The sequence below is a fragment of the Pseudomonas sp. IT-P294 genome (assembly GCF_949767865.1).
In the GTDB taxonomy this organism is placed as follows: domain Bacteria; phylum Pseudomonadota; class Gammaproteobacteria; order Pseudomonadales; family Pseudomonadaceae; genus Aquipseudomonas.
Genome location: NZ_CATKQW010000011.1, coordinates 1,203,089 through 1,228,322, shown reverse-complemented (window position 1 = coordinate 1,228,322; position 25,234 = coordinate 1,203,089). Strand labels below are relative to the sequence as shown.

The following is a 25,234-nucleotide window of genomic DNA, read 5'->3' as shown; positions in this document are numbered from 1 at the left end:
GGTTTAGAGATTGGTTGTTGAATCTCCGGGCCATCCAGCCTGACGCAGGGCCTTGAGCAGTGTTTTCTCATCCAGACCCGGTACGGCGTGACCGTTGCCTTCCGTCGTTTCAGAGGCCAGCAGGGCGTTGATGATGGCTTCTTCGACCGCTTCGGTTGCGGCCAGGAACAACTCGCTGATGTGGTCGTTGTTGACCATGCGCAGGTTGTCGCAGGTTGGCGCCCCTTTGCCTTCATAGGCCGCTGGCGGCACGTGCTGGTTACCGGTGGCGAAGGCGATGAAAATGTCGCCGCTGTGGTCTTCGTTGCCGCCGCCGGTGCGGGCAAGTCCCAGGCTGGCGCGCTGTGCCAGGCGCGTGCATTGGTGCGGCAGCAATGGCGCATCGGTGGCCAGGCACACGACGATCGAACCCATCCCCGGATGAGGCAACGACGCCCTGAGAAACGGCGAGTCGGCCTTTTCCATGTACCGCCCGACGGGATAGCCGTCGACGCGCAATTCGTTGCGAATACCATGATTGGCCTGGACGATAGCGCCGACGGTCCAGCCGCCCTGCGCCTTGCTCAATTGCCGGGAGGAGGTGCCGATGCCGCCCTTGAATTCGTGGCAGATCATCCCGCTGCCGCCGCCCACGGCACCTTCCGTTACCGCGCCGCCCACTGCGTTGCGTTGCGCTTGGGCCACGTGCTCGGGCTTCACATGAAAACCGTTGATGTCGCTGAGCAGGCCGTCGTAGGTCTCCAGCACCACGGGCATGTTCCAGTAAAGTCGACCGTCGTCGGGTTGGGTTTCGCGATCCAGCGCAATCAGCGCATCACGCACCACGCCAAGGCTGTGGGTGTTGGTGAAGGCAATCGGGCTGGTCAGCAGACCGGCTTCGCGAATCCACTCAAGACCGGTGGCGTCGCCATTGCCGTTGAGCACATGGACGCCGGCAAAACACGGTTGCTGATTGGTCGACCCGGCACGCGGTTCGATCAGGGTGACACCGGTGAAGATGTCACGGCCGCTGGCGGTGCGTCCGCGCACATCGCTGTGGCCGACGCGCACGCCAGGCACATCGGTGATGGCATTGAGGGGGCCAGGTTGCAGTTGGCCGAACTGGATGTTCAAGTCGCGGGCACGTGGTTTCATCGTTTCTCTCATGTTCATCGAATGGTTAATTCACAAGGGACAGGATCGGTTGCGTTTTACTGGCCGTTCTTCACTTTGCTCCAGACTCGCGTGCGCACTCGTTCGGTGGCTGGCGGCAGAGGCTGGAGGGTGAACAACGTGGCCAGGGCTTCGGCGGACGGGTAGACGGCCGGATTGTTGCGGGTCGCTTCGGCCACCAGCGGCGTCGCGCTGCGGTTACCGTTGGGGTAGGACAGGTGATCGCTGACCGGGGCGATGACTTCGGGGCGCATCAGGTAGTCGATGAAAGCCAGGCCTTGCTCCGGATGCGGTGCGTCCTTGAGCAACACCAGCGTGTCGAACCAGACCGGCGCACCTTCCTTGGGCAGGCTGTAGGCGATTTTCACGCCGTTGTTGGCCTGCTCGGCGTTTTTCTTGGCTTCCAGCATGGCGCCCGACCAACCCACGGCCACGCAAATGTCGCCGTTAGCCAGGTCGCTGATGAACTTGGACGAATTGAAGTAAGTGATGTGCGGACGCAGCTTGAGCAGCAGCGCTTCGGCTTTTTTGTAGTCTTCGGGGTTAGTGCTGTTGGGCGGCAAGCCCAGGTAGTGCAGGGCGACCGGCAGCATCTCGGAGGGCGAGTCAAGCATCGCTACGCCGCACTGGCCGAGCTTGGTCAGGTTCTCTTCGTTGAACACCAGGTCCCAGGAATCCACCGGGGCCTTGTCGCCCAGTGCGGCGCGGACCTTATCGATGTTGTAGCCGATGCCGTTGGTGCCCCACAGATACGGCACGGCGTACTGGTTGCCCGGATCGTTGTTGGCCAGTTTCGCCAACAGGTCGGTGTCCATGTTCTTGAAATCCGGCATCTGCGCGCGGGGCAGAGGCGCCAGGGCACCGGCCTTGATCAGGGTCGGCAGGCTGAAGTTACTCGCCACCACCACGTCGTATCCGCTGCGGCTGGTCAGCAGTTTGCCTTCCAGCACTTCGGCGCTGTCGAAGGTGTCGTAAACCGGCTCGATACCGGTATCACGCTTGAAGTCGTGCAGGGTGTTGGGACCGATGTAGTCATACCAGTTGTAGACATGAACGGTCGGGCCATCCACTGCGAAGGCCGACAGCGAAACGCACAAAAGGGCGCTCAGTCCGAGATTGATCTGTTGACGGGGACGACTCATGATGCGGCACTCCTGGCCTACTGCAGGCCGGTAATGATCAGGTGCTTGCAGCGTATCGGCAGGCGTAATACACACCCATTCCCATCATGGGTTACTCGAAAGGGGTAGTGCGTGGACGCGTTGTTGAAAGAGTTACCGGTGCATCAGGGGCTGGCGCGGGTATTTGGTGCGTTGGGGCAGGACGGTTTCTGGCGCGCGCTGGTCGACACGCTGCGGCTGCTGGTGCCGATGGACAACGCTCTGGTGGCGCTGCTGCACTCGGGGCGAGTGCCACGGTTGTTGATCGACTTCGACTCAAAAGGCAGCGCCACCGAGCAGGAAGAACTGGCGGATTACAGCGCCGGCATGTACCTGCTCGATCCTTTTTACCAAGCGGTGTGTGCCGGTATTGTCGATGGTTTGCACAGCCTGGATTCGGTGGCCGCCGACCAGTTCCTGCAGAGCGAGTACTACTTGAGCTATTTCCGCTCGGTGGTGGGCAGTGATGAATTGCAATTCATGGTCAACGTCGACGGCGCCGTGCTCGGCCTGTCGATGGGCCGCTCAACGCGATTCACCCTCCAGGAGCAGGGCCGCTTGCTGTGCGTGCGTGACTGGGTGCTGGCGGCGATGCGCCGTCATCTGCAATTGATGCCGCCGCAAGGCGTTACCGCCGAGCCTGTGGCCGGCGATCTGGCAACCTTGCTGGATCGCTTCGATGCGCGCTTGTCAGTACGGGAAATCGAAACGGCGAGACTGATTCTCCAGGGCTTTTCCAGCAAAGCCATGGCCCAGCAAATGGGCATTTCACCGGAGACGGTGAAAGTGCACCGGCGCAATCTCTATCACAAGCTCAATGTGAATGGTCACGGCGAGTTGTTTGCGCTGGTACTTCAGCCGCATTGATCAGCTGATTCTCTGTGGGCGCACTCAGGCCCCCAGCTTGAACACCAGCGCCTTCAACCCGCATTCAATATCAGCGTCCGGAAACTCCGGCGGGTTCTCCAGCCGTTGCACGAAACGCAGGCTCGGCGCTTCTCGCTCGACACCCTCGATCAGGAAGTCGGCACCGAACGCCGGGTCATTCATGCACGCCAGCACTGTGCCCTCGGGGCTGAGCAATTCCGGCAGGCGGCGCAGCACGCGCTGGTAATCCTTGGTCAGCAGGAAACTGCCTTTCTGGAAGGACGGCGGGTCGATGATCACCAGATCGTAAGGGCCTTTGCCAATTACCTTGCCCCAGGATTTGAACAGGTCGTGGCCGAGAAACGTCACCTTGCTCATGTCGTGGCCATTGAGCCGGTGGTTGTCGCGGCCACGGTTCAGGGCCGGGCTGGACATGTCCAGATTGACCACGTGTTCGGCGCCGCCCTCGATGGCCGCCACCGAAAAACCGCAGGTATAGGCGAACAGATTCAACACCCGTTTGCCCTCGGCATTGGCCCTGACCCAATCACGGCCATAGCGCATGTCGAGGAACAGCCCGGTGTTCTGCTTGCGGCCCAGGTCGACGCGATAGCGCAGGCCACCTTCGGTGATGGTCATTTCCTCGATGGCGTCCCCCAGCAACCATTCGGTGGTGCTTTGCAGCAGGTAACGGTGTTGCAGCAGCAGGGTTTGCGCGCCGGATTGTTTCCATTCCGACGATTGGGTGATGTCCATCAGCACGCCTTTCAGCGCTTCCAGCTGCGATGCCTCAGGTTCCTTGAACAGCGACACCAGCACCACGCCCTGCAACCAATCGACGGTCAATTGCTCCAGCCCCGGCCAGCATCGGCCACGGCCGTGGAACAGCCGGCGGGTTTCCGCAGGGGCCGCTGCCAGCGCTGTCAGCAAATGGTTGTGCAGGGTGGAGAGGGCGTCTGAGTTCATCGGGCAGCGTCGGCAATTTTGGGGGGCGGCATTTTAACCACAATTGCGGGGCGAGCACCGCAGTCAGGCATCGAGAGTTATCACGTTTTATTTAACTTTGCGTGAGGATTTGGCGAACAGTCGGCTCGCATAATCGGCTCCAACCAATAACAACAGCCACCGGGAGCCCGACATGTCGAAGTTAACCGCTTCACCCACGGTCAGCACGCATCCTCGCTGGCTGCGACTAACCCACTGGCTGAACGCCCTGGCGGTGCTGGTCATGGTCACCAGCGGTTGGCGCATCTACAACGCTTCCCCGCTTTACGATTTCAGTTTTCCCAAGGCCATCACGCTGGGCGGCTGGCTGGGGGGCGCCTTGCAGTGGCATTTCGCAGCCATGTGGTTGCTGGCCATCAACGGCCTTGTCTATCTGATCATCAACATCACCAGCGGCCGTCTGTCGCGGCGCTTTTTCCCTGTTTCACCCAACGGCGTCCTGCATGACCTGTGGGCAGCCTTGCGCGGCCGGCTGGGTCATGCCGACCTGAGTCATTACAACCAGGTGCAACGTGTGGCGTACCTGTTCGTGATGGTCGACATCACGCTGCTGGTGCTGTCCGGGCTGGTGTTGTGGAAGTCCGTCCAGTTTCCGTTGTTGCGTGAACTGCTGGGTGGGTACGACACGGCGCGGCATGTGCATTTCATCGCGATGTCGCTGCTGGTGGCCTTCGTCGCGGTTCATCTGGTGATGGTCGCGGTGGTGCCAAAAACGTTGTGGGCCATGATTTTCGGGCACAAGGAGCCTGTATGAAAAAGCGCATCGTAGGCTCAGGGCTGGACGAGTCCTCCATCCTGTCCGACGCCCGTAAAATCATTGCCCCGCAGATCGAAGACCGTTCGCGTCGCTCGTTCCTGCTACGCGGCTTGACCCTCGGTGGCGTCGCCCTGTTGTCCGGCTGCGACCTTACCGACAACGAAAGCGTCGATACCGCACTGTCTTCCATGTCCCGGTTCAATGATCGGGTGCAGGGCTGGTTGTTCAACCCCAACGCACTGGCACCGACCTATCCCGAGTCGATGATCACCCGGCCGTTTCCCTTCAATGCCTTTTACAGCGTCGAAGAGGCGCCAAGCGTGGAGGAGGAGAGTTATCGACTGGAAGTCACCGGCATGGTCGCGGACAAACGCAGTTGGCGCCTCGAAGAACTGCGCGCCATGCCCCAGACCGACCAGATCACCCGGCACATCTGCGTCGAAGGCTGGAGCGCGATCGGGCGCTGGGGCGGCGTGCGCTTCAGTGACTTCCTCAAGCGGGTCGGTGCCGATACGGACGCCAAATATGTCGGCTTCAAATGTGCTGACGATTACTACACCAGCATCGACATGGCCACCGCGCTGCATTCGCAAACCCTGCTGACACTGACCTATGACGGCGCGGTCCTGCCGCGCCAGTACGGCTTCCCGATGAAGCTGCGCATGCCCACCAAGCTGGGCTACAAAAATCCCAAACACATTCAGGCGATTTTCGTCACCAACACCTATCCGGGTGGCTACTGGGAAGACCAGGGCTACAACTGGTTCGGCGGTAGCTGACGGCCCTGGTTATTCATCGCGCAGCCTGTGCTGCGCTCAATCGCAACCTGTGCTTCTGGAGTCTCATCATGAAAAAGCTGACCACCGTTGTCCTGTCCATGTGCCTCGCCGTGGGCGCCGCCAGCGTTTTTGCCGCCGAGGCCACAACCAATAACGGCATGAGCAACGACAGCATGAGCAAGGACGCCATGTCCAAAGATGCCATGCAGAAAAACACGATGAAAAAGGACACCATGTCCAAGGACGCCATGTCCAAGGACACAATGAAGAAAGACACCATGTCCAAGGACGCCATGGGCAAGGACACGATGAAAAAGGATGCGATGTCCAAGGACACCATGAAAAAAGAAGCCCCCTCGTACTGACTCGAAGGCCGCCCGTACGGGCCGAAACAGGGCATTAAGGCGCCGAAGCAGACTGCAAGGCGCCTCATTTTGTCGCACTCCTGTATAAAAGTGAATTTCCGTCGAGTCCGCTGCTCATACCTGTAGGCGGCGGATTTGAGTCCGCGAAATCATTTGTGCAATCAGGGAGTGACGAAGTCATGTGTCCAGTATCGATGGCGGGCGAGCACCTTCCAGAAAGGTTGATTCTGGTGGTCGAGGATGACCCGTTGATCCTGGAATTTCTCTGCGAAATTCTTCAGGAAGAAGGTTTCAAGGTTGCACCGCAAACCAGCGCGGACGCTGCAGCACTGTATCTGGAGCAGCATGCCGACGGCGTCTCGCTGCTGCTGACCGACATCACCATGCCAGGGAAAATCAACGGTGCGGCATTGGCCAATCTGTGCGGTGATCGCTGGCCGCAGACGCCAATCATGATCATGTCCGGTTTCGAAACCCCCGAAACCTCCGGAGTGAAGCACCCGGTCACGTTCATCAAGAAGCCCTGGGCAATCGGCCAATTGCTCGATTGCGTAGACGTAGCCTTGAAGTCCAAAACACTCGGCTGATACGTCGTTGTCTCTTTGCAAGTGCTACATTGCTCGGCGAACCCGTCCTGGCTCTTGCGAGAGGAAGCTCATCCTTGTCTGCCCACGATTGCATTTTGAATACGCCGTATCGTGCCTTTCTGTTTGATATGGACGGCACCGTCCTCAACTCCATCGCCGCCGCCGAGCGGATCTGGACAACCTGGGCCTTGCGCCACGGGGTGGATGTCGAATCTTTCCTGCCGACCATTCATGGCGCCCGGGCCATCGACACCATCAATCGTCTGGCCTTGCCGGCTGTTGATGCCGAGGCAGAAGCCAACTGGATAACCGAAGCGGAAATCGAGGACGTCGAGGGGATTGTCGAGGTGTCCGGCGCGGCGAATTTCCTGAACGGCTTGCCGGCGAATCAATGGGCGATCGTCACCTCGGCGCCGAGAGCGCTGGCCTTGCGCCGAATGGCCGCTGCGGGGATTCCCGAGCCTGCCGTGATGGTCACCGCCGAAGACGTCAGCGCCGGCAAACCGGATCCTTCGGGCTATCGACTGGCCGCTGGACGGCTAGGTTTTCAGGTCAACGATTGTCTGATATTCGAAGACGCCGCCGTGGGCATTCTGGCGGCGGAAGCTGCCGGGGCAGACCTTGTGATCATCACCGCGACACATGACCATCCGATCCAGACGCGACATGCGACGTTGGCCGGTTATGACCGGGTGACCGCGCAACTAGATCCCGATGGAAAACTCTGCCTGATGCAATTCTAAGTGTGGGGCGGGCTTCAATAAATTCCGGGAATCAACCGCCAGCTTCTCGCGCAATAAGCTTCGTATTCACTCCCGAACTGCGCCCTCAACAGCGCCTCTTCCGAGTGAATGCGGGCAATCAGCGGAATCACCGTCAGCGCCGCCAGCAGCAGTCCAACAGCCGAGCGAAACCCCAGGGCCCAGCCCACGCCGATCACCATCATTCCCAGGTAACTGGGGTTGCGCAAACGCCGGTAAATGCCGTCGGTGACCAGACGGTGTCCCGGTTGAATCGCCACCAGCCCGCTAAAACGCTTGCCCAGCACAAACACTGGCCACATCCGCAGCGCGCCGCCGACGATAAACAGCAATGCCCCCAGCCAGCGCACACCTTCGCCACCGAAGGTCCAGAAGTCGATCCGGTCGGTATAGGCCGGCAGGTAGCCACTCAACAAACCGATCACCCCGAACGCCGGCAGCACCCAGCGATTAGCCCGGTCTTCGCGTTCGCCGGAACTCAAATTGACCTCGGTGAACAGCGAGGCAATGACCATCGCCAAGGTGGCGAGGGCAATGACCACCAGTGGCGCATGAGAAAAGAACGCCGCCAAACCGCCCAGCCCCCAGATCGCGAGACCGAGGTAGGCGAGGGTGGAGACGATGGCGAAAAACGCCAGTTTGGGCGAGATTTTCATGGGCATCCTTCCGGAGTTGCACCGACTTCTTTAGTGTAGAGGGTCAGGCTGATTCTTCGGCGCAGCCTTCTCACTCGGCATCACGCGGTCATCCGGGACCTGGCGTTGCGCCGAATCACCTGTGGCGGCTGACCAAACGCGCGCAGGAAGGCTTCGCGCATGCGGCGACGGTCAGTGAATCCAGACTCGGTGGCGATTTGATCAAGGGTCAGGCGCCCGTGTTCGAGCAGTTGTCGCGCCGATTCCAGCCGCAGGTTTTCGATGGCCTTGGCCGGGGACTGGCCGGTTTCGGCGCGAAAGGTCCGGCTGAATTGGCGAGGACTCAGGCGCGCGACTTCCGCCAGTTGCTCCACCGATAACGGTGACGCCAAGTGTTCCCGAGCGTAGCCGAGGACGGTCTGTATACGGTCGGATTTGGGCGCCAGTTCCAGCAACGCCGAATGCTGTGATTGGCCACCCCCGCGGCGCTGATACATCACCAGTTTCTGCGCGACGGCGCGGGCCAGTTCGGCACCGTGGTCCTTTTCGACCATCGCCAGCGCGAGGTCGATGCCGGCGGTCATGCCCGCCGAGGTCCAGAAGGCACCGTCGACCACGTAAATGCGGTCTTCTTCAACCTTGATCGAGGGAAACCGCGCTTGCAGTTCTCGCGCGTAAGCCCAGTGCGTGGTGGCGCGCCGCCCATCGAGCAACCCGGCCTGGGCCAGCACGAATGCCCCCGAACAAATCGAGGCGGTGCGCCGTGCGGTTTTCACGCTGGCGCGCAAGTAGGACAACACGCCTTCGGGTGCCTGTTGGAGGACGCAATCGCCACCGACCACGATTACCGTGTCGAACACCCGCTCATCGAACGCCTGGGTCCCGACGCTCAATCCGCCGGAAGCGCGCAACGTGCGGCCGTCCTCAGAGATAACGCTCACGTCATACAGCGCTTGGCCGGCGCTGAAGTTGGCGTACTCGAACACGGGCATGGCGGCCAGCGCCATGGACTGAAAACCCTCGAAAACCACGAACGCCACGGATGTCATCGATGATGCCCTCAAACGGTCATGTCCGAAAAACGTACTTTAAACGTCATTTGAGACGAGCGTAAGTCAATTTATAACAGTTCACACCCGGCGACCTTATCGCCTCACTGTGAAGGAAATTGAACATGGCCCTCTCATCCAAAGGCACCGCACTGATTACTGGCGCTTCTTCGGGCATCGGCGCGGTTTATGCCGACCGTCTCGCGCGCCAGGGTTACGACCTGATTCTGGTGGCTCGCAGCCAGGCAAAGCTCAACGCGCTGGCCAACCACCTGAGCAACGAAACCGGCCGCGTCATCGAAGTGGTCGCCGCTGATCTCAAGCAAAAGGCCGACCTGTTCAGGGTCGAAAGCATTCTGCGCAACGACGCGAGCATCACATTGCTGGTCAACAATGCCGGCGTTGGTGGTGTCATGCCATTACTCGGCAGCCCGGTGGACGACATGGAAGACATGGTCGCGCTCAATGTCACCGCTTTGATGCGTTTGTCCTATGCCGTGGTGCCCGGGTTTGTGGCACGCGGCACCGGCACTGTGATCAACATCGCCTCAATCGTCGCAATCGCCCCGGAAATTCTCAATGGCGTCTACGGTGGGACCAAGGCCTTTGTCTTGGGATTGAGCCAGTCAATGCAGCATGAACTGGCCGACAAGGGCGTTCATGTTCAAGCCGTGCTGCCCGGGGCTACTGCCACCGACTTCTGGAGCGAGGCCGGCAACCCGGTGGAAAACCTGCCGCAAGAGATCGTCATGTCCGCCGAGGATATGGTCGATGCCGCGTTGTTGGGACTGGCGAGAGGGGAAGTGGTGACGATCCCGAGTTTGCACGAGGGCGACAAGTGGGATACCTACGAAAGTCAGCGCCAAGTGCTGTCCGGGTCGTTTGGCCACTCGTCGGTGGCGCCGCGCTATCGGTAGAAGGTAACCTTGGGGGCAAGGTGAACTAAGCTTGAATAAGGACCATTCACACCGACGTGTCGAAAATCCCGACAGGTCGGTGTTGCCCTAGGGAGCGCAAAATGCTGCACATCAGAACGCCGTTGATTCTGCACCCGGGCTTGTCGACGCCGGCCCGACGTATCTGGCTGAAACTGGAAAACCTGCAACCCAGCGGTTCATTCAAATTACGCGGCATGGGCCTGTTGTGCAGTCAGGCCAAGGCACAGGGTAAACGCAAAGTCGTTTGTCCATCCGGTGGTAACGCCGGTTTTGCCACGGCCATGGCGGCCGCGGCCCTCGGGTTGCAAGCCTGCATCGTGGTGCCGCACACCACGCCAGAAACCACTCGCGCGCGGATCAGCAAAACCGGGGCCGAGGTGATCGTTCATGGCAAGGTCTGGGACGAGGCCAATCAACGGGCGAAAGAACTCTCGCAAGAATCGGATACTCAATACGTACCGGCGTTTGACCATCCCGTGTTGTGGGAAGGGCACAGCACGCTGATCGATGAAGTCCTGGAGGACTGTCCTCAAGTCGATGCAATCGTGACGTCGGTGGGGGGCGGCGGTTTGCTGTCGGGCATCCTGACCGGGTTGATTAGGCACAACCGCAAGGACTGTCGGATCATCGCCTGCGAAACCCTGGGGGCGGCATCTTTTGCGGCCGCCATGGAGGCTGGCCATCCAGTCAGATTACCGCGAATCGATACCGTCGCCACTTCGCTTGGCGCTGCACAAGTGGCCGCCTGGCCCGTGCAGCACATTCGCGAGTTTCCCTACGAATGCGTGGTGCTCGGAGATGATGAGGCGATCATGGGCGTGGTGCGTTACGCCAGCGACCTGCGTCAACTGGTCGAGCCGGCATGCGGTGTTTCATTGGCTGTCGCGTACCTTGACCATCCGGCGATTGCCCAGGCCCATGACGTGGTTATTGTGGTGTGTGGCGGGGTCAGCATCAGCGCACAGCTGGTCGCTGGCTGGGCGCGTTCATTGCCGCGGTGAAACGAGGCAGGGCTGCAAACGATCCAGGTGTCGCTAGCCCTACCGCTACATTTCAATCCTTACTGACCCGCTGTGCTTTCCTGAATAAGGATGGCTCTGGCCAACTCTTCGTCGCTGGCTTTGAGGCCTGGATTGTCCTGGCGGATTTTATTCAACACCGATTCGAGATAAACCCCACGAATCGTACCGCCACTGGCCACGAAGCTGGAGGCATCATCACGAGCGGGAATCGCCAGTTTGTGATCCTTGAACGTCGAGTAAAGCGACGCAGAAACCCCTGCTGAGGTGGCGACATCGCCCGCATCCACTTTGGCGAAGGCCGACCCGAAGGGTAAACACAACATGAATGATGAAACGATAATCAGACGGCGCATGGCAAAGTCCTCTGAAGCGTGAAGCAAAAAAGAAGTACCTCATAATTTAGGATGCATGGGGGTTGTCAGGAGTTCCCTGGCGATGCGTTATCCATTCAAAAGCGTCTGCTGGAAGACTCAGCCTCTCGCCGCGCATACGATGATTTCCACCAACAACCGTGGATCCGCCAGTTTCGCCTCACCACAGGCACGGGCCGGCGCGTGCCCTGTCGGGACCCAGGCATCCCACACGGCGTTCATCGCTTCGAAATCCGTCATGTCAGCCAGCCAGATAGTGGTCTGCAGCATCTGCTCTCTGGACGAACCGGCTTCTTCGAGCAAGACATCGATGCGCGCAAGCGCGTCACGCGTCTGGTCGGCGACGTCATGATGAGGTTCGCCGACTTGCCCGGCCAGGTACACGGTTTTGCCGTGGATAACGATCTGGCTCATGCGCTGGTTAGTGTGTTTACGCTCGATGATGTGCATCAATTGTTCTCCTTTGAAATGGAATCGTTCAGAAGCGTTGCACTGAAAAACTGTCCAGCCAGGAGGGGGCTTTACCGGCAATGCAGTCAGCGACCAACTGCCCGGTGGCCCCCGCCAGTGTCAGGCCCAGGTGCTGGTGACCGAAGGCGTAGATCATTCGCGGCTCGTTAGGCGATGGACCGATGACCGGCAGCGAATCTGGCAACGAAGGGCGGAACCCGAGCCAGCGGCGCGCGACCGGTTCAGTCAGGCCCATGACGCGGCGTACATGTCGCTCCAGATAGTCGAAGCGCTTTGGATTGGCCGGGTCGTTGATCGAACCGAGTTCCACTGTGCCCGCCACGCGCAGGCGGCCGGCCATGGGCGTCATGTAGAACGCGCTTTCCACCGGGCAGCAGGGGCGATTGAGCAGCGTGTCTTGCAGATCAAATTCGATGTGATAGCCGCGTTCGGTATCCACTGGGATGTGATCCCCGACCTGACGCGCCAACGCGGCGGACCACGCTCCGCCGCACAACACAACCCGGTCTGCGCGCCAGGTCTTGCCTTCGGCGCTGCTCAGGTGCAGGCCATCGGCCTGGCGTTGTACACCGGTGATTGTTGCCTGATGCAGCACACCTTCGGCAACCAGTGGTGCGGCCAACGCTTCGATGAAGGCGCGCGGATCGTCCATGTGCGACGACTCCGGGAACAGGATGCCGGCCACTGATTTGCCTGCGAGGGCCGGCTCCAGCTGATCGACATCGGCAGCGCTCAGCACCTGTTGCGCAATCCCCAGCGAACGGCGCAGCTGGATCGCGGCCTGGGCGCCGGCGAAACCTTGCTCCGTGCCATAGGCATAGAGGCAACCGTTGTGGCGCAAATGTTGATCGGCCTGCGGGCAGTCAGCCAGCAACGGTGCATAGCCGTCGTAGGTGTGCTGGAGGATTTTTGTCAGCGCCAGGGTGTTCGCTTCACAGCGCGAAGCACGGCATTCATTGAGAAAACGCAACAGCCAGGGCATCAGTCGGGGCAGACGTGCCCAGTTGATGACGAAGGGCGATTCCTGCGAGAACAGCAGCGACGGAATCGCCTTGAGCAGCGACGGCTGCGCAATCGGCATCACACCGTAAGGTGCCAGGGTGCCGGCATTGCCGTAGGACGCTCCGCTAGCTATCGCATCGCGCTCCAGCAACACCACCTGATAACCCTGGCGGCGCAGCCAGAGTGCGGTGGCAACCCCGACAACGCCTGCGCCGATGACGGCGATTTCGCAATGAACTGGCTGTGTCATGTTCCTCAGATCCGGTTGTGCATGTAGAGATGACCCTGGCGCGCCAATTGACTGATGACGTTCAAGGCTTTGATCAGCGAGTCCCGTGACAGGGCCGCCGAGATGTTGATTCGCACCGCTTGCGGCGAGAGTTCCGGACGCAGGGTGAAGGCGCCACCGGCCAGCAGCACGACGCCGCGGTCGTGGCACAGACGGGCAAAGCGTGAGCCGGTCCAGGGTTCCGGCAACACCAGCCAGGCGTGCGTGCCAGTGGCGCTGTGCTGAAATTCGAGGCCTTCAAGGTGAGTGGCCAGCAACGCTTGGCGGATGCGCAGTTCTTCGCGCTGTTCCGAGACCAACTGATCGGCATGACCGTCCTCGATCAACCGGGTGGCGATCAGGGCGGTCAGCGGCGAAGTGCTCCAGCAGTCGATGCGTTGCATGGCGGCGATGTCTTGCACCAGCGGTTGCGGCGCCATGACAAAGCCCATGCGCAACCCCGGCGCGATGCATTTGGACAGGGCGGAAATGTAGATCGTGCGCTCCGGCATCAGCGCCGCAAAGGCGGGCGGCGATTGGTCCAGCAGCGGCCGATAGACGTCGTCTTCAATGACCAGCAGGTTGGTTTCACGGATCACCGCGGCCAGTTCTTCACGGCGCTCGGTGTCCAGGGTGATGGCAGTAGGGTTGTGAATCGACGGCACCAGAAACAGCAGCCGTGGCTGATGTTCGGCACACGCCAGGCGCAACGCTTCGGGCGACATGCCGCGAGCGTCGGCGTCGACCCCGACCAGGATCAGGCCCAGCGAACGGCACAAGGCGTTGATGCCTTGATAGGTCACGCTGTCGGCCAACACGGTATCGCCGCTGTTAGTCAGGCTGCGCAGTGTATTGGCAATGCCATGCTGGGCGCCTTCGACGATCAGCATTTGCGAGGCCTGGGCCTCGACGCCTGTGTGTCGTAACCACTGGGCGGCGGCTTCACGGGCCCAAAGCGGACCTTCGGAAGGGTGATAGTCCTTCATGTCGCCGAAACGCGGATCGCTCGACAGTCGCGGCAGCAGTTGCGCCAGGACCCGATTGAACCCGTCGGTGGCGGGGCGGTTGACGCTCAGGTCGACGGTGCCGGGGTCATTGCTCGGCGCCGACTGGAACTGCGCGGCGGGATGGCGTGGCTGCGCGACTTGTGTGCCACGACCGGGACGGCTTTCTACCAGGCCTTTCTGTTGCAACACCGCCATGGCTTTGGTCACCGTGGTGATGTTCACCCCCAGTGCACTGGCGAACTCGCGATGGGGCGGTAGACGCTCGCCCGGTTTGAGCTTGCCGTTGCCGATCGCTTCAGCCAATGAATCGGCCAATTGGGCGTAAAGGGTCTCGGCCTTGTCGCGCTGCAACGCGGCACTGGCTTTCAGTTCATCCAGCAATTGTTCGAATTGACTCATGGTGCTGTTCCCTGCTTGTCATGCTTGTAGCAAGACAATAAGCAAATTTGTATTGCTTTTTATCCGATACAAAGCCCATTGACAAGCTAAAAATCCGTGATTAGTGTGTGAGTTGTAATGCTTGTCATGCAACACAATAAGAAAATGGCTGCCATGCTCAGCCCAACGGGTACGCACATGACTATCGAAACGTTCCAGCCGGGTTCGTCCCGGCACCACCGACTCTTCAGGCTGTCAGCGGGCGGCACAGAGTATCCGGTGTGTTGTCCCCCTCGCGCAAAGTCTTCGATGAAATTATCCGGTCAATCGACCCCAGACCCTGAAGCGGAGGTCATCCAGTGAACAACGCCCAGCCAACCGATACAAAACCCGGCCAGCAGCGCCTTAGCGGGGCCTTGCGTCAGCGCCATATCACGATGATTTCCCTCGGCGGGATCATCGGTGCAGGCCTGTTCGTCGGCAGCAGTGCAACGATTCAGGCCATTGGCCCGGCGGCGTTCCTCAGTTATCTCGCTGCCGGCATCGTGGTGATGCTGGTCATGCGCATGCTCGGCGAAATGGCCGTGGCGCTGCCCGGCGTCGGTTCCTTTACCGAATACGCCCGAATCGGCCTGGGCAATTGGGTCGGCTTTACCAGCGGCTGGTTGTACTGGTACTTCTGGGTGATCGTGGTGGCGGTGGAAGCGGTGGTCGGCGCCAATATTCTCCAGCAATGGATACCATTGCCGGCGTGGATGATCGGCCTGAGCCTGCTGGCAGTCATGACCGCCATCAACTGCCTGTCCGTGAAGTCCTACGGCGAGTTCGAATACTGGTTCGCTTCATTGAAAGTCTTCGCGATCATCGTCTTCATCTTCGTGGTCGGCGCCTACCTCTTTGGTTTCGCCCCGAGCACCAGCGACCTGCTGGGCAACCTGGTGAATGACCGCGGCTTCATGCCTTACGGCGTCAGCGCGATTCTGGCGGGTGTGCCGACGGTCATCTTTGCGGTCGGCGGCGCAGAGATTGCGACCATCGCCGCCGCAGAGTCCGACGATCCATCCAAGAACGTGGCTAACATGACCCGTTCGGTGATCTTCCGGGTCATCACCTTTTATGTCGGCTCGATCTTCCTGATTGTCTGCGTGGTGCCGTGGGGGCAAATCGTTGCCGGTCACTCGCCGTTCGTGGCGGCGCTTGAAGTCATGCGCATTCCTGGCGCCGCGATGATCATGCAAGCGGTGGTGCTGGTGGCGGTGCTGTCGGCGCTGAACTCCGGGTTGTACGTGTCTTCGCGGATTCTGTTCGGCCTCAGTCAGCGCGGCGATGCGCCAGCAAAACTGTCGATGCTGACCGGGCGCAAAGTGCCCCGGGCGGCCGTACTGCTGAGCAGCGTGATCGGCTACATCGCGATCATGGCGGCGATCATTTCTCCAGAAGGCGTGTTCCTGTTCCTGGTCAATGCCTCCGGTGCGGTGATGCTGTTCGTGTACCTCGCGGTGGCGCTGGCGCAGATCAAGGTTCGCCGCCAGGTAGAAGCCACGGCGCCGGCCCGACTGACCCTCAAGATGTGGCTGTTTCCGTGGCTGTCCTATGCTGTGGTGGCAGTGATTGCGGGTGTTTTGGTCGCCATGGCGTTCCAGGAATCCTTGCGTACCCAGTTCCTTGCCAGCCTCGTCAGTCTTGGCGTGGTCTCCGCCGCTTACGTGGTGCTCAAGCGCCGTCGTCAGCAGGTCAGCAAGCCCCACCTCAGCGCAATCGACATTCTGGCGGGGGTTGCGACACGGTCTTGAAACGCAGGGATATCGAGCCACGGAGGGCTGTTGAGTAGTAAGGCTTGCACCGGTCAAAACAATAATTTGCCCATAGGTGATCTATGTCCGACTTCAAGTTTGATTCCCAAGGTTTTTCCCGACGCGGCCTGCTCAAGGCCACTGGCTACGGCACATTGGCGGCATTGGTCGGGAGTGCGATGGGCCCGATGTCCTTCGCCTTTGCCGCCGGCCAACCGATCAAGACCGTGCGTCCCGGTTATCTGACCGCCGCTTGCCTGGGCGACATGCCTTTGGGGGCGTTGCGCGAAGGTGTTCCGGTCGGCACCGATCTGGAATTGCTCAAGATCATTGCCGATCGCCTCGAGCTCAAGCTCGACGTGCTGACCATGGGGTTCCCGGCAGTGGTCGAGGCCGTAAGATCAGGCCGCGCCGACTGGTTCGGCGGCAACTTCGCCTGGAACCCGATGCGCTCCAAGATCCTGCTGTTGACCGACCCGGTGTTTTACACCGGCGCCTACGTGATCATGCGTGACAGCGAACCGTTCGACACCGCCATCACCGTGAACGACGTGAAGGGCCGCACCATCGGCGCCATCACCGGCTATTTCACCATCCCGGACATGAAGAAAATCGAAGGGGTGAAGGAGGTCAAACTCTACGACAACACCGACTCGTGCCTACGCGACGTGCGGGCCGGGCGCCTGGATTTCGCGGTGCTGGATGCCCCGACCATCGACTACATGATCCTTCAGGACCCGAGCCTCAAGCTCAAACAGATTCCTATGTCCTACGATGAAAAATTCCCCAGCCTGACCGCCAAGTTCGAGGCGATCTGGGGCGTTCATCCGCAGAACCAGGATTTGTTCGACGGCATCAATCAGGGCCTGCGCTGGTTGAAATCCACGGATCAGATCCGCCCGATCCTCGCCAAGTACGGGATCAAGAACCCTGACTACCTTGTGCCTCCGGCCAAGGACCCGCGCATCGGCGTCGACCGTGACGAGAAAGGCAGCCTGATCGGGCCATTCGAACACCCGCCGCGTGATTTCAGTCAGGCCTTTGCCTGAGTCGAGGATATAGCTCATGGCTGAATCAACTCCACTGGTGCGCATCGAGGGACTCTACAAGTCCTTCGGCAGCCTGGATGTGCTCAAGGGTATCGACCTCAGTGTGCAGCAAGGTCAGAAGATTTCGCTGATCGGCCCCAGCGGGTCGGGCAAGACCACGTTGCTGCGGTGCGTCAATTACCTGGAAGAGCCGACCAAAGGTGACATTTACATCGATAACGAACTGATCGGCCAGCGACTGGTGGGCACCCGCAAAGTGCCCATGAGCGACAAGGAACTGGCGCGCATGCGCACCGAAATCGGCATGGTGTTCCAGCGCTTCAACCTGTTTCCACACCTTTCGGTGCTGGAAAACATCATCCTCGGCCCGCTCAAGGTGCAACAGCGCAGCCGCGCCGAAGCCGTTGAACTGGCCGAGGACCTGCTGAATAAGGTGGGCATGTTCGCCAAGCGAGACGTCTACCCGGAACAGCTCTCGGGTGGGCAACAGCAACGCATCGCCATCGCCCGGGCGTTGGCGATGCAGCCCAAGTTAATGTTGTTCGACGAAGCCACCTCGGCGCTGGACCCGGAGCTGGTGGGTGAAGTGCTGGGGGTCATGCGCAAGCTGGCGGAGGAGGGCATGACGATGATTATCGTGACCCACGAAATGCACTTCGCTGAAAGCGTCTCCGATCAAGTGATCTTCATGGCCGACGGCAACATCGTCGAACAGGGGCCGCCCCGGCAGATCTTTCGCGAGAGCCAGATCGAACGCACCCGCTCCTTCATCCGTGCCGTGCAGGAGCATTGATCGATGTTTGATTCCATTGCCCTGCACAAAGCCATCGACATGCTCCCGTACTTTTTGAATGTGCTGGGCCTCGGTGCAGTGACGACGATCGGCCTGACGGCGGCGGCGTTTGTGGTGGCGACGTTGTTGGGATTTTGCCTGGCGTTGATGCGTCTTTCCCGCAGCCGGGTGTTGAGCCTGGTGGCGAGCGTCTACCTGGAGATTTTTCGCAACGTCCCGATCCTCACCCAGCTGTTCATCCTGTACTTCGGCCTGACCTACATCGGCATCACCTTGCCGGCGATTGGCGCGGCGATCATCGGTTTCGGCCTGAATGGCGCGGCGATTCTGTCGGAGGTGTTCCGTTCAAGCATCCGCACCATCGATCGCGGGCAAAGCGAAGCGGCGTATTCCATCGGCATGACCCGTTCCCTGGCGATGCGCATCATCGTGCTGCCCCAGGCGTTCAAGGTGGCGATTCCGGGGATGGCCAACTTCGCCATCGGGCTGCTCAAGGACACCTCGCTGGCCTCGGCGGCGGCGGTGCCAGAGTTGACGTTCAAGGCACGGATGCTGGTCAGCGAAACCTACCAGACCAACCTGATTTACTTTCTGCTGGCGACCATTTACCTGGTGTTGAGCCTGGTGCTGTCCCACTGGGCGGCGCGTACCGAACGCCGTCTCAAAGTGGTCAAGGAGAACTGATATGGGTTATGGCGAGTTGTGGGAAGCAACCCATGTCGAATTGTTGGCCGCGGCCTGGGCGACGTTGCAATTGGCGTTCGGGGCGTTGGTCATCGGCTTGATTGTCGGTTTGCTGGTGGCGCTGGCACGTCTGTCGAACAGCCGGCCATTGCGCCGTGCGGCGCTGATCTACATCGAGGTCTTTCGCGGCACCCCGGCGCTGGTGCAACTGTTCATCGTCTATTTCAGCCTGACCGAAATCGGCGTTCAGTTCAGTTCGTTCCAGGCGGCGATGATCGGGTTGGGATTGAATGCGGCGGCTTATCTGTCGGAGATCTACCGCTCGGGGCTGGAGGCGGTGCCCAAGGGGCAGGTGGAAGCGGCGAAGGCGATTGGCATGCCTCATCTGAAGGTGTTGCGCTGGGTCGTGTTGCCCCAGGCCATTCGTATCGTGCTGGCGCCAATCGGCAACGTCGCGATCTCGCTGTTGAAAGACACTTCGGTGGCCTCGCTGATTGCGGCACCCGACCTGATGTTGCGGGCTCAGGACTTGAGTTCCGTGTACTTTATGCCGTTGGAGATCTACATCCTCGTCGGCGCGATTTATTTTGCGCTGTGTTATCCGCTGTCTCTGGGCGTGCGATTGCTGGAGCGCAAGACGCGACACTGATCAAGCAGCCCCAAAAAACAGCGCTGACGACCACTCAGCGCTGATCTCTTGAAACCTTGCAGTACGCGCGGTGGCTCTACAGCAAGGGAATGCTGTAGCTCACGATCAAGCGATTCTGGTCCTGGTCACGGGACGCTTCGCTGTTGGACTTGCCGTTGCGCCATCCAAAACCCACTCCTTTGAGCGAACCGGACTGAATCACATAGTCCAGGGCAATGTCGCGCTCCCATTCCTTTTGGGAGTCGCCCGAAGTCGTCTTGATGTCGTCCCCGCTGAGGTACATGACGGACGCTTTCAGTCCGGGCACGCCCATGGCCGCGAAGTCATAGGCGTATTGACCGAAGGCGGTGCGTTCGCCCGCGCGGGTGAAGGTTTGAATCAAACGGTCGGTGTACAGGTAAAGACTGCTGCCGCCAGCACCCTTGTTGACCAGGCCGCCCTGATTGAGCTGGGTGAAGCTGCTGCCACTTGAAACGCTCTGATAGCCGGCGGTGATGCCGTGGCCACCCACCGTGTAAATCAGTGCGGCGCTCCAGGTTTTATTGTCGATCTCGCCATCGTTACCTTCGGTGAAACCGCTGATTTTGTAGCCCGAGGTGCCCGAACTGTTTTTGCCGGAGGCATCGGTCTTGAAGTAGCGCAAGTCGGTTTTCAGTGACTGTCCTTCCGAGATCGTCAGCGTGTGAATCAGGCCGAAAAACTGCTGGGTGTAGTAGTCGTCCAGGTTGGCGTAGTAATACTGCGCGGTCAGGTCCTTGGTGATTTTCCAGTCGCCGCCGGCGAAGTCGAACGCATTGCTTTCACGGGTGCCGCCGGTGGCGGCCAAGCCCGTCTGATCGGTTGAACCGCGACCAGTGGCGTGTTCGATTCGCCCTGCGGTGAAGGTCAAATCCTTGAACTCGCCCGAGGTGACCTGGCCACCTTCAAAGGTCTGCGGCAGCAGGCGGCCGTCGTTGGCCACCAGGATCGGCAACTTTGGCAACAGCGTGCCCAGGCGCAGTTCGGTTTTCGAGACCTTGACCTTGCCGGTCAATCCCAGCCGGCTCCATTCGTCGACGGCGCTGTTGTCGCTGTCCGAAGGAATCATCGAACTGCCGACATGCCGTCCTTTGCCACTGTCCAGCGTGACCCCCATCAAGCCCAATGCATCAACGCCAAAACCGACGGTGCCATCGGTGTAGCCCGACTTGTAATCGAGCATGAAGCCCTGCGCCCACTCCTCGGTTTTCGAAGGCGCGGCGGTGCCGTCGCGATTGTCATTGTTGAAGTAGAAATTCCTCAGTCCCAGGGTGGCTTTACTGTCACTCAGGAAGTCGGCGTGCGCCTGGGTGCTCAGCGCAATGGCGCCCAGTGCAATCGTTACCGCCGTGGTTTTAGTGCTCATCGAAATCGCCCTTTTTTTGTAGTTTGAATAGGGGGAGAGTGGCTCCCGCCGTGGCGAATGCCGGCAAGGCAAACGGCCTGCGGGAGCGTGAAACTTGAGTTAAATACCCAGCACGTTGGCGCCGATGCATGGGTCAATGCCGCGTTCCAGGCGACGTTGATGGACGATCACGGTGATTTCCATCGAACCGGTGGTGACCTCGAAGTCGAGGATGTGGCCGCCGTATGCCTGGAACGTGGCGTCACCGGCGACGCCGTGCATATGGATCGAAGGTTGATCGTTCTTCCATGCCACGGAGCCGGTGATGCTCGCCATCTCGACGCTGTTCAAGGTCTTGGCGTCGAAGTCTTTCTTGTCCTTGTTCCAGAAACCGAACTTCACATTGCCGAAACCGATGCCGGTGATGGAGGCGCTGGGGATTTTTTCGGCGATGGCCAGCTTGGTCAGTTCCTTGAAGGCGTTGTCGCCCATGCGCAGGACCATGAGGTAGCCGGTGGGGGTCTTGGTGTAGCGCGGTGTGGCTTCAGTGGCACATTGCATGGGGGCTGTCGTCGCGGCGGGAGTGGTTTCGGCGGCGGCCAGTTGCATGCCTGTGGTGTTGATCATCACGGCGGCGGCCACGGCCAGCATCAATTTGCAAACGCGGTATTTCGGGTGAAGTTGAACGTGCATGAGACTTCCTCTGTTTTTGTTGTTGTGGGGTGTAGCGGTTTTCGGGACGAGCGAATCCGGCGCCTGTTGTTCAACAGGCGCGGGAGTTGTTGTTAACAATCGGTGTTAGTTGAAGCCGGGTTAGCGCGACTTACAGCGCATCGCGACAACTGATGCCGTCAACCAGTCGAGCAATGCTCAGCGGATTGGCATTCTTCAGGGCGTCCGGCAACAAACTGTCGGGGCAGTTCTGGTAACACACGGGGCGCAGGAAACGATCGATCGCCAACGTCCCGACCGAGGTGCCGCGCGAATCCGAAGTGGCCGGGTAGGGGCCGCCGTGAACCATGGCATCGCAGACTTCCACACCGGTCGGATAGCCGTTGAACAACACACGTCCGACTTTCTGTTCCAGCAGCGGCAGAATATCGCCCAGGGTCGCGGTGTCCGAGTCTTCGACAATGAGCGTTGCCGTCAACTGGCCGCGCAAACCCTGCAAGGCCTGGAGCAATTGGGCGTGGTCGGCGACCTCGACGATCAGGGTGGTCGGGCCGAAGACTTCCTCCTGAAGCAACTCGTCACCGTTGATCAACAGGCTGACGTCGGCCTTGAACACTTGCGGCTGCGCCTGATTGCTCTGTTGCGCGGCGCCGGCCAAGTGCGTGATGCCGGGGTGAGCTCGCAGGTTGTCGAGGCCGTGGCAATAGCTTTTCAAGGCGCCGCTGTTGAGCATGGTTTGCGCCGGTTGTTCACTCATCAGAGCGCTAAAGCGTTCAAGGAAAGCGCTGAATTCGGGCGAGCGAATGCCCAGCACCAGACCGGGATTGGTGCAGAACTGACCGGCACCCAAGACCACGGAAGCGCTCAGTTCGGCCGCGATCTTGTCACCGCGCGTCTTGAGTGCGTCGGGCATCAACACCACCGGGTTGATACTGCTCATTTCGGCAAACACCGGGATCGGTTGAGGGCGTGCTGCCGCCATGTCACATAAGGCCCGGCCACCGCGCAACGAACCGGTGAAACCAACGGCCTGGATCGCCGGATGCTTGACCAGTGCCTCACCGACGCTGCCGTAAAGCAGGCTGAAAACGCCATCGGGCATCCCGGTCTTGCGTGCGGCACGGGTGATTGCATCAGCGACGTAATCGGCGGTGGCCATGTGGCCGCTGTGGGCCTTGAACACCACCGGGCAGCCCGCAGCCAGCGCCGAGGCGGTGTCGCCGCCAGCGGTCGAAAAGGCCAGCGGGAAGTTGCTGGCGCCGAATACTGCGACCGGACCGAGCCCGGTGCGGTACTGACGCAAATCGGGGCGCGGCAACGGTTGGCGGTCCGGCAGTGCTCGGTCGATGCGTGCGCCGTAGAAATCGCCGCGACGCAGCATCGTGGCGAACAGGCGCATCTGGCCGCTGGTGCGGGCGCGCTCACCCTGAATGCGGCCGGCGGGCAGGGCGGTTTCCTGGCACACCAGGGCAATGAACGTGTCGTCCAGCGCCTCAAGCTCGGTGGCAATGGCGTCCAGGAACTGAGCACGGCGTGCAGCTGACAGTTGACGAAAGCGCGGGTAAGCCGTGGCCGCTGCTTCTGCGGCCGCATTCACTTCATCGATAGTCGCCTGATGGAAGTGATACGGCAGTGCTAAGCCTGTGCGCGCGTCGTGGCTTTGCAAGGTGGTCGAACCTTGGGCGGAACGCGCGCCGGCGATGTAGTTGTGGCCTGAAACTTCAAACATGGGAACTCCTTAAGGGCTGTTCAATGAGGGTCAAGCAAGCCGGTAAATGCGCCGGGCGTTGTCATGAAACAGGGCGAGCCGATCGGTTGGGGAACGGTCGCGGGTAATCGTTTTGAAACCGTCGAAGATCTCGCTCATGCCGTTGACGACGCCGTCCACCGGGTAATTGCTGGCAAACGCGCAGCGGCTGACGTCGAATATTGAAATTGCATCGTTGACCACAACCCGGTTCGCCTCCACGGGCCACGCCTTGCCCGGCAGGCAGATGCCGGAAATCTTCAGCGCGACATTCGGCTCCCGCGCCAGCAAGGCGAGGTTTTGTCGCCAGCCAGCCAAGCCTTCTTCCGAACGATCCGCCGGCAGCGCCGTGTGATTGACCACGAGGGTCACGTCCGGGAAATCCCTGGCCAGCTCGGCGGCTTCGGCCAGATGCCACCAAGGCGCCTGCAACTCGAAGTGCAGGCCATTGGCGGCCAGTTGGGCATAACCCTCGCGCCAGCGCGGATCGCGCATCGAACCTGGCGCGACGAAATCTTCGCGCCAGGCTTCAAGGCTGGTCACCGCCGGTTTGTGGCGAACGCCGCGCACCAGCGGATGGTCAGCGTATTGGCGCAAGAGCTGCGCGGCGTCCTCACGATCGAGCCAGGCCTGCGCGACCATCGCCGCGAGCGTGGGTTCGTCTTGAGCCAGCGACTCGACAAACCTCACCTCATCGGCGGGCGTGGCCGGGTCCCATTCACCTTCGATGACGACGGTTTGGACGATGCGATGGCGGCCCGTCAGCCGGCGATAGTCCTGAGGCAGGAAGTTGCGGCAGATCGACGAATAATCGCCGTAGCGAAAGGGCCGCAACGGCCGGTCGTTCAGCCACGGGTAGTAATGCTGTTCGATGTCGAAGTAATGCTGGTGAGCGTCGACGATGGGCAAGTCCGCATCCTCGCCGCTGGCCAGAAAGCGTGCGCGGTTATCCATGCTGTTCCTCCAGGCGATAAAAACGTCGTGCATTGCCGGCGAACACCGCTTCCTGTACAGCCCGGCCCAGGGGCGCGAGCATCGCGGCCATGCCGTCGGCAATCGTGTCGTAGGACGCGCGCAATCCGGCGACCGGGAAGTTGCTGGCGAACATGCAGCGCTCGGGGCCGAAGATCTCCAGCGCGGTCAGCACCACGATCCGGTTGTCGTCGTAGTGCCAGGGCGAGTCTTTCAACCCAAACTCCGAGAGCTTGATGTGCACATTGCTCTGCAGGGCCAGGGCTTCCAGGCCTTTGCGCCAACGGGCCATGCCTTGCGGGCTGCGATCCCAGGCAAAACCGGTGTGATTGAGCGCGATGCGGATCTGCGGAAACATCGCCGCCACTTCAGCGGCCTCCACCAGATGCCACGGCGGCACGCGCAAATCCCACGACAGGTCGTGATCGGCCAGGCGCGCAAAGCCTTCCAGCCATTTCGGGTCCTGCATGGTGCCCTTGGCGCCCGCAATCGACACCTCGGGCGACGTCGACGTGACGGGTTTGGAGCGTATGCCTTTGACCAGCGGCCTGGCGGCCTGGGCCGCAAGAATCTCCGCGCTGTCCTCACGGTCGAACCAGGCATGGGCCACGATGGCATTCGGGAAGCCGTAACGGGCATTCACCTGTTCCAGCCAGCGTGTCTCGGCCACTTGCTCATCGCGGGCCCGTTCGGCTTCGACGTGCACCGTGCCCACCAACCGTTGCCTTGCGGTCAGGGCGAGAAAGTCTTCCGGCAAGAAATCACGGCAAAGGCTGCGATAGTCGCCGAGGAAAAAATCCTCGTGATACTCGTCTTGCAGCCACGGATAACGACCGTTGCCCAAGTCCCACAAGTGGTGGTGAGCATCGACAATCGGCAGCGCATCCTCGGCCGCAAGGTTGGGCAAGCCATTGCGTTCGTGCAGCGTGATCATGACG

Annotated in this window: 27 protein-coding genes; 13 read left to right on the top strand and 14 right to left on the bottom strand. The window is 60.5% G+C overall.

Annotated features, from left to right (window positions below):
* Positions 1 to 3: 3 nt before the first annotated feature.
* Positions 4 to 1,134: a P1 family peptidase gene (locus tag ACM6I0_RS12885; protein ID WP_414922450.1), complete on the bottom strand. Its 1,131-nt coding sequence runs from the start codon at positions 1,132 to 1,134 to the stop codon at positions 4 to 6.
* Positions 1,135 to 1,190: 56 nt separating this feature from the next.
* Complete coding sequence (locus ACM6I0_RS12880) at positions 1,191 to 2,294, bottom strand: extracellular solute-binding protein (protein WP_414922449.1); 1,104 nt, start codon at positions 2,292 to 2,294, stop codon at positions 1,191 to 1,193.
* A 111-nt stretch (positions 2,295 to 2,405) separates the two neighbouring features.
* Between ACM6I0_RS12880 and ACM6I0_RS12875 the strand changes: the two genes are divergently transcribed.
* Complete coding sequence (locus ACM6I0_RS12875; protein ID WP_414922448.1) at positions 2,406 to 3,179, top strand: helix-turn-helix transcriptional regulator; 774 nt, start codon at positions 2,406 to 2,408, stop codon at positions 3,177 to 3,179.
* A gap of 24 nt (positions 3,180 to 3,203) precedes the next feature.
* Here ACM6I0_RS12875 and ACM6I0_RS12870 read toward each other — a convergent pair whose 3' ends face one another.
* A complete protein-coding gene (locus ACM6I0_RS12870; protein WP_414922447.1) occupies positions 3,204 to 4,145 on the bottom strand; it encodes a class I SAM-dependent methyltransferase in 942 nt (313 codons plus the stop codon).
* 172 nt (positions 4,146 to 4,317) lie between these two features.
* Between ACM6I0_RS12870 and ACM6I0_RS12865 the strand changes: the two genes are divergently transcribed.
* The 5 genes from ACM6I0_RS12865 to ACM6I0_RS12845 all read left to right on the top strand — a co-directional run bounded on the left by ACM6I0_RS12865 (position 4,318) and on the right by ACM6I0_RS12845 (position 7,415).
* Positions 4,318 to 4,938: a cytochrome b/b6 domain-containing protein gene (locus tag ACM6I0_RS12865; RefSeq protein WP_414922446.1), complete on the top strand. Its 621-nt coding sequence runs from the start codon at positions 4,318 to 4,320 to the stop codon at positions 4,936 to 4,938.
* Positions 4,935 to 5,720 carry a molybdopterin-dependent oxidoreductase gene (locus ACM6I0_RS12860; RefSeq protein WP_414922445.1) on the top strand — a complete coding sequence of 262 codons (786 nt, stop codon included), beginning with the start codon at positions 4,935 to 4,937 and terminating at the stop codon, positions 5,718 to 5,720. Before ACM6I0_RS12865 ends, ACM6I0_RS12860 begins: the two co-directional genes overlap by 4 nt.
* Positions 5,721 to 5,788: 68 nt before the next feature.
* Positions 5,789 to 6,085: a pentapeptide MXKDX repeat protein gene (locus ACM6I0_RS12855; RefSeq protein ID WP_414922444.1), complete on the top strand. Its 297-nt coding sequence runs from the start codon at positions 5,789 to 5,791 to the stop codon at positions 6,083 to 6,085.
* A 179-nt stretch (positions 6,086 to 6,264) separates the two neighbouring features.
* On the top strand, positions 6,265 to 6,672 hold the full coding sequence (locus ACM6I0_RS12850; protein ID WP_414922443.1) for a response regulator: 408 nt from the start codon (positions 6,265 to 6,267) through the stop codon (positions 6,670 to 6,672).
* A 74-nt stretch (positions 6,673 to 6,746) separates the two neighbouring features.
* Positions 6,747 to 7,415: an HAD-IA family hydrolase gene (locus tag ACM6I0_RS12845; RefSeq protein ID WP_414922442.1), complete on the top strand. Its 669-nt coding sequence runs from the start codon at positions 6,747 to 6,749 to the stop codon at positions 7,413 to 7,415.
* 14 nt (positions 7,416 to 7,429) lie between these two features.
* Here ACM6I0_RS12845 and ACM6I0_RS12840 read toward each other — a convergent pair whose 3' ends face one another.
* Positions 7,430 to 8,089: a methyltransferase family protein gene (locus ACM6I0_RS12840; protein ID WP_414922441.1), complete on the bottom strand. Its 660-nt coding sequence runs from the start codon at positions 8,087 to 8,089 to the stop codon at positions 7,430 to 7,432.
* A gap of 80 nt (positions 8,090 to 8,169) precedes the next feature.
* Positions 8,170 to 9,117 carry a GlxA family transcriptional regulator gene (locus ACM6I0_RS12835; RefSeq protein WP_414922440.1) on the bottom strand — a complete coding sequence of 316 codons (948 nt, stop codon included), beginning with the start codon at positions 9,115 to 9,117 and terminating at the stop codon, positions 8,170 to 8,172.
* A gap of 125 nt (positions 9,118 to 9,242) precedes the next feature.
* Here ACM6I0_RS12835 and ACM6I0_RS12830 point away from each other — a divergent pair, with 125 nt between their 5' ends.
* Together ACM6I0_RS12830 and ACM6I0_RS12825 are read left to right on the top strand one after the other, a co-directional pair.
* On the top strand, positions 9,243 to 10,034 hold the full coding sequence (locus ACM6I0_RS12830) for an SDR family NAD(P)-dependent oxidoreductase (RefSeq protein ID WP_285431130.1): 792 nt from the start codon (positions 9,243 to 9,245) through the stop codon (positions 10,032 to 10,034).
* A gap of 101 nt (positions 10,035 to 10,135) precedes the next feature.
* Positions 10,136 to 11,056, top strand: coding sequence for a pyridoxal-phosphate dependent enzyme (locus ACM6I0_RS12825; protein WP_222587200.1), 921 nt, complete (start codon positions 10,136 to 10,138; stop codon positions 11,054 to 11,056).
* Between the two features lie 59 nt (positions 11,057 to 11,115).
* Here ACM6I0_RS12825 and ACM6I0_RS12820 read toward each other — a convergent pair whose 3' ends face one another.
* The 4 genes from ACM6I0_RS12820 to ACM6I0_RS12805 form a co-directional block, all read right to left on the bottom strand.
* A complete protein-coding gene (locus tag ACM6I0_RS12820; RefSeq protein WP_222587199.1) occupies positions 11,116 to 11,430 on the bottom strand; it encodes a DUF2388 domain-containing protein in 315 nt (104 codons plus the stop codon).
* A gap of 117 nt (positions 11,431 to 11,547) precedes the next feature.
* Positions 11,548 to 11,898, bottom strand: coding sequence for a RidA family protein (locus ACM6I0_RS12815; protein WP_414922439.1), 351 nt, complete (start codon positions 11,896 to 11,898; stop codon positions 11,548 to 11,550).
* 28 nt (positions 11,899 to 11,926) lie between these two features.
* Positions 11,927 to 13,171 (bottom strand): NAD(P)/FAD-dependent oxidoreductase, encoded by a 1,245-nt coding sequence (locus tag ACM6I0_RS12810; RefSeq protein ID WP_414922438.1) that lies wholly within the window; start codon positions 13,169 to 13,171, stop codon positions 11,927 to 11,929.
* Between the two features lie 5 nt (positions 13,172 to 13,176).
* The gene (locus ACM6I0_RS12805; RefSeq protein ID WP_285431140.1) at positions 13,177 to 14,595 is read right to left on the bottom strand and encodes a PLP-dependent aminotransferase family protein; all 1,419 of its coding nucleotides are present in this window, start codon (positions 14,593 to 14,595) and stop codon (positions 13,177 to 13,179) included.
* A gap of 338 nt (positions 14,596 to 14,933) precedes the next feature.
* On the opposite strand from ACM6I0_RS12805, the gene ACM6I0_RS12800 reads away from it, so the two are divergent.
* The 5 genes from ACM6I0_RS12800 to ACM6I0_RS12780 all read left to right on the top strand — a co-directional run bounded on the left by ACM6I0_RS12800 (position 14,934) and on the right by ACM6I0_RS12780 (position 19,542).
* Positions 14,934 to 16,367, top strand: coding sequence for an amino acid permease (locus ACM6I0_RS12800; RefSeq protein ID WP_285431141.1), 1,434 nt, complete (start codon positions 14,934 to 14,936; stop codon positions 16,365 to 16,367).
* Between the two features lie 83 nt (positions 16,368 to 16,450).
* Entirely contained in the window at positions 16,451 to 17,416 is a 966-nt protein-coding gene (locus ACM6I0_RS12795; protein WP_285431142.1) for a transporter substrate-binding domain-containing protein, read from the top strand.
* A gap of 16 nt (positions 17,417 to 17,432) precedes the next feature.
* Positions 17,433 to 18,209: an amino acid ABC transporter ATP-binding protein gene (locus ACM6I0_RS12790; RefSeq protein ID WP_285431144.1), complete on the top strand. Its 777-nt coding sequence runs from the start codon at positions 17,433 to 17,435 to the stop codon at positions 18,207 to 18,209.
* 3 nt (positions 18,210 to 18,212) lie between these two features.
* The gene (locus ACM6I0_RS12785) at positions 18,213 to 18,893 is read left to right on the top strand and encodes an amino acid ABC transporter permease (protein ID WP_222587192.1); all 681 of its coding nucleotides are present in this window, start codon (positions 18,213 to 18,215) and stop codon (positions 18,891 to 18,893) included.
* A gap of 1 nt (position 18,894) precedes the next feature.
* Positions 18,895 to 19,542 carry an amino acid ABC transporter permease gene (locus ACM6I0_RS12780; RefSeq protein WP_222587191.1) on the top strand — a complete coding sequence of 216 codons (648 nt, stop codon included), beginning with the start codon at positions 18,895 to 18,897 and terminating at the stop codon, positions 19,540 to 19,542.
* A gap of 76 nt (positions 19,543 to 19,618) precedes the next feature.
* Here ACM6I0_RS12780 and ACM6I0_RS12775 read toward each other — a convergent pair whose 3' ends face one another.
* From ACM6I0_RS12775 to ACM6I0_RS12755, 5 genes are all read right to left on the bottom strand, one after another.
* Positions 19,619 to 20,926 carry an OprD family porin gene (locus ACM6I0_RS12775; RefSeq protein WP_414922437.1) on the bottom strand — a complete coding sequence of 436 codons (1,308 nt, stop codon included), beginning with the start codon at positions 20,924 to 20,926 and terminating at the stop codon, positions 19,619 to 19,621.
* 99 nt (positions 20,927 to 21,025) lie between these two features.
* Positions 21,026 to 21,598: a PPC domain-containing DNA-binding protein gene (locus ACM6I0_RS12770; protein WP_414922436.1), complete on the bottom strand. Its 573-nt coding sequence runs from the start codon at positions 21,596 to 21,598 to the stop codon at positions 21,026 to 21,028.
* 130 nt (positions 21,599 to 21,728) lie between these two features.
* Entirely contained in the window at positions 21,729 to 23,306 is a 1,578-nt protein-coding gene (locus tag ACM6I0_RS12765; protein WP_414922435.1) for an aldehyde dehydrogenase (NADP(+)), read from the bottom strand.
* 30 nt (positions 23,307 to 23,336) lie between these two features.
* Positions 23,337 to 24,278: an amidohydrolase family protein gene (locus ACM6I0_RS12760; RefSeq protein ID WP_285431148.1), complete on the bottom strand. Its 942-nt coding sequence runs from the start codon at positions 24,276 to 24,278 to the stop codon at positions 23,337 to 23,339.
* Positions 24,271 to 25,230, bottom strand: a complete 960-nt coding sequence (locus ACM6I0_RS12755; RefSeq protein WP_414922434.1) for an amidohydrolase family protein — start codon at positions 25,228 to 25,230, stop codon at positions 24,271 to 24,273. Before ACM6I0_RS12755 ends, ACM6I0_RS12760 begins: the two co-directional genes overlap by 8 nt.
* Positions 25,231 to 25,234 lie beyond the last annotated feature (4 nt).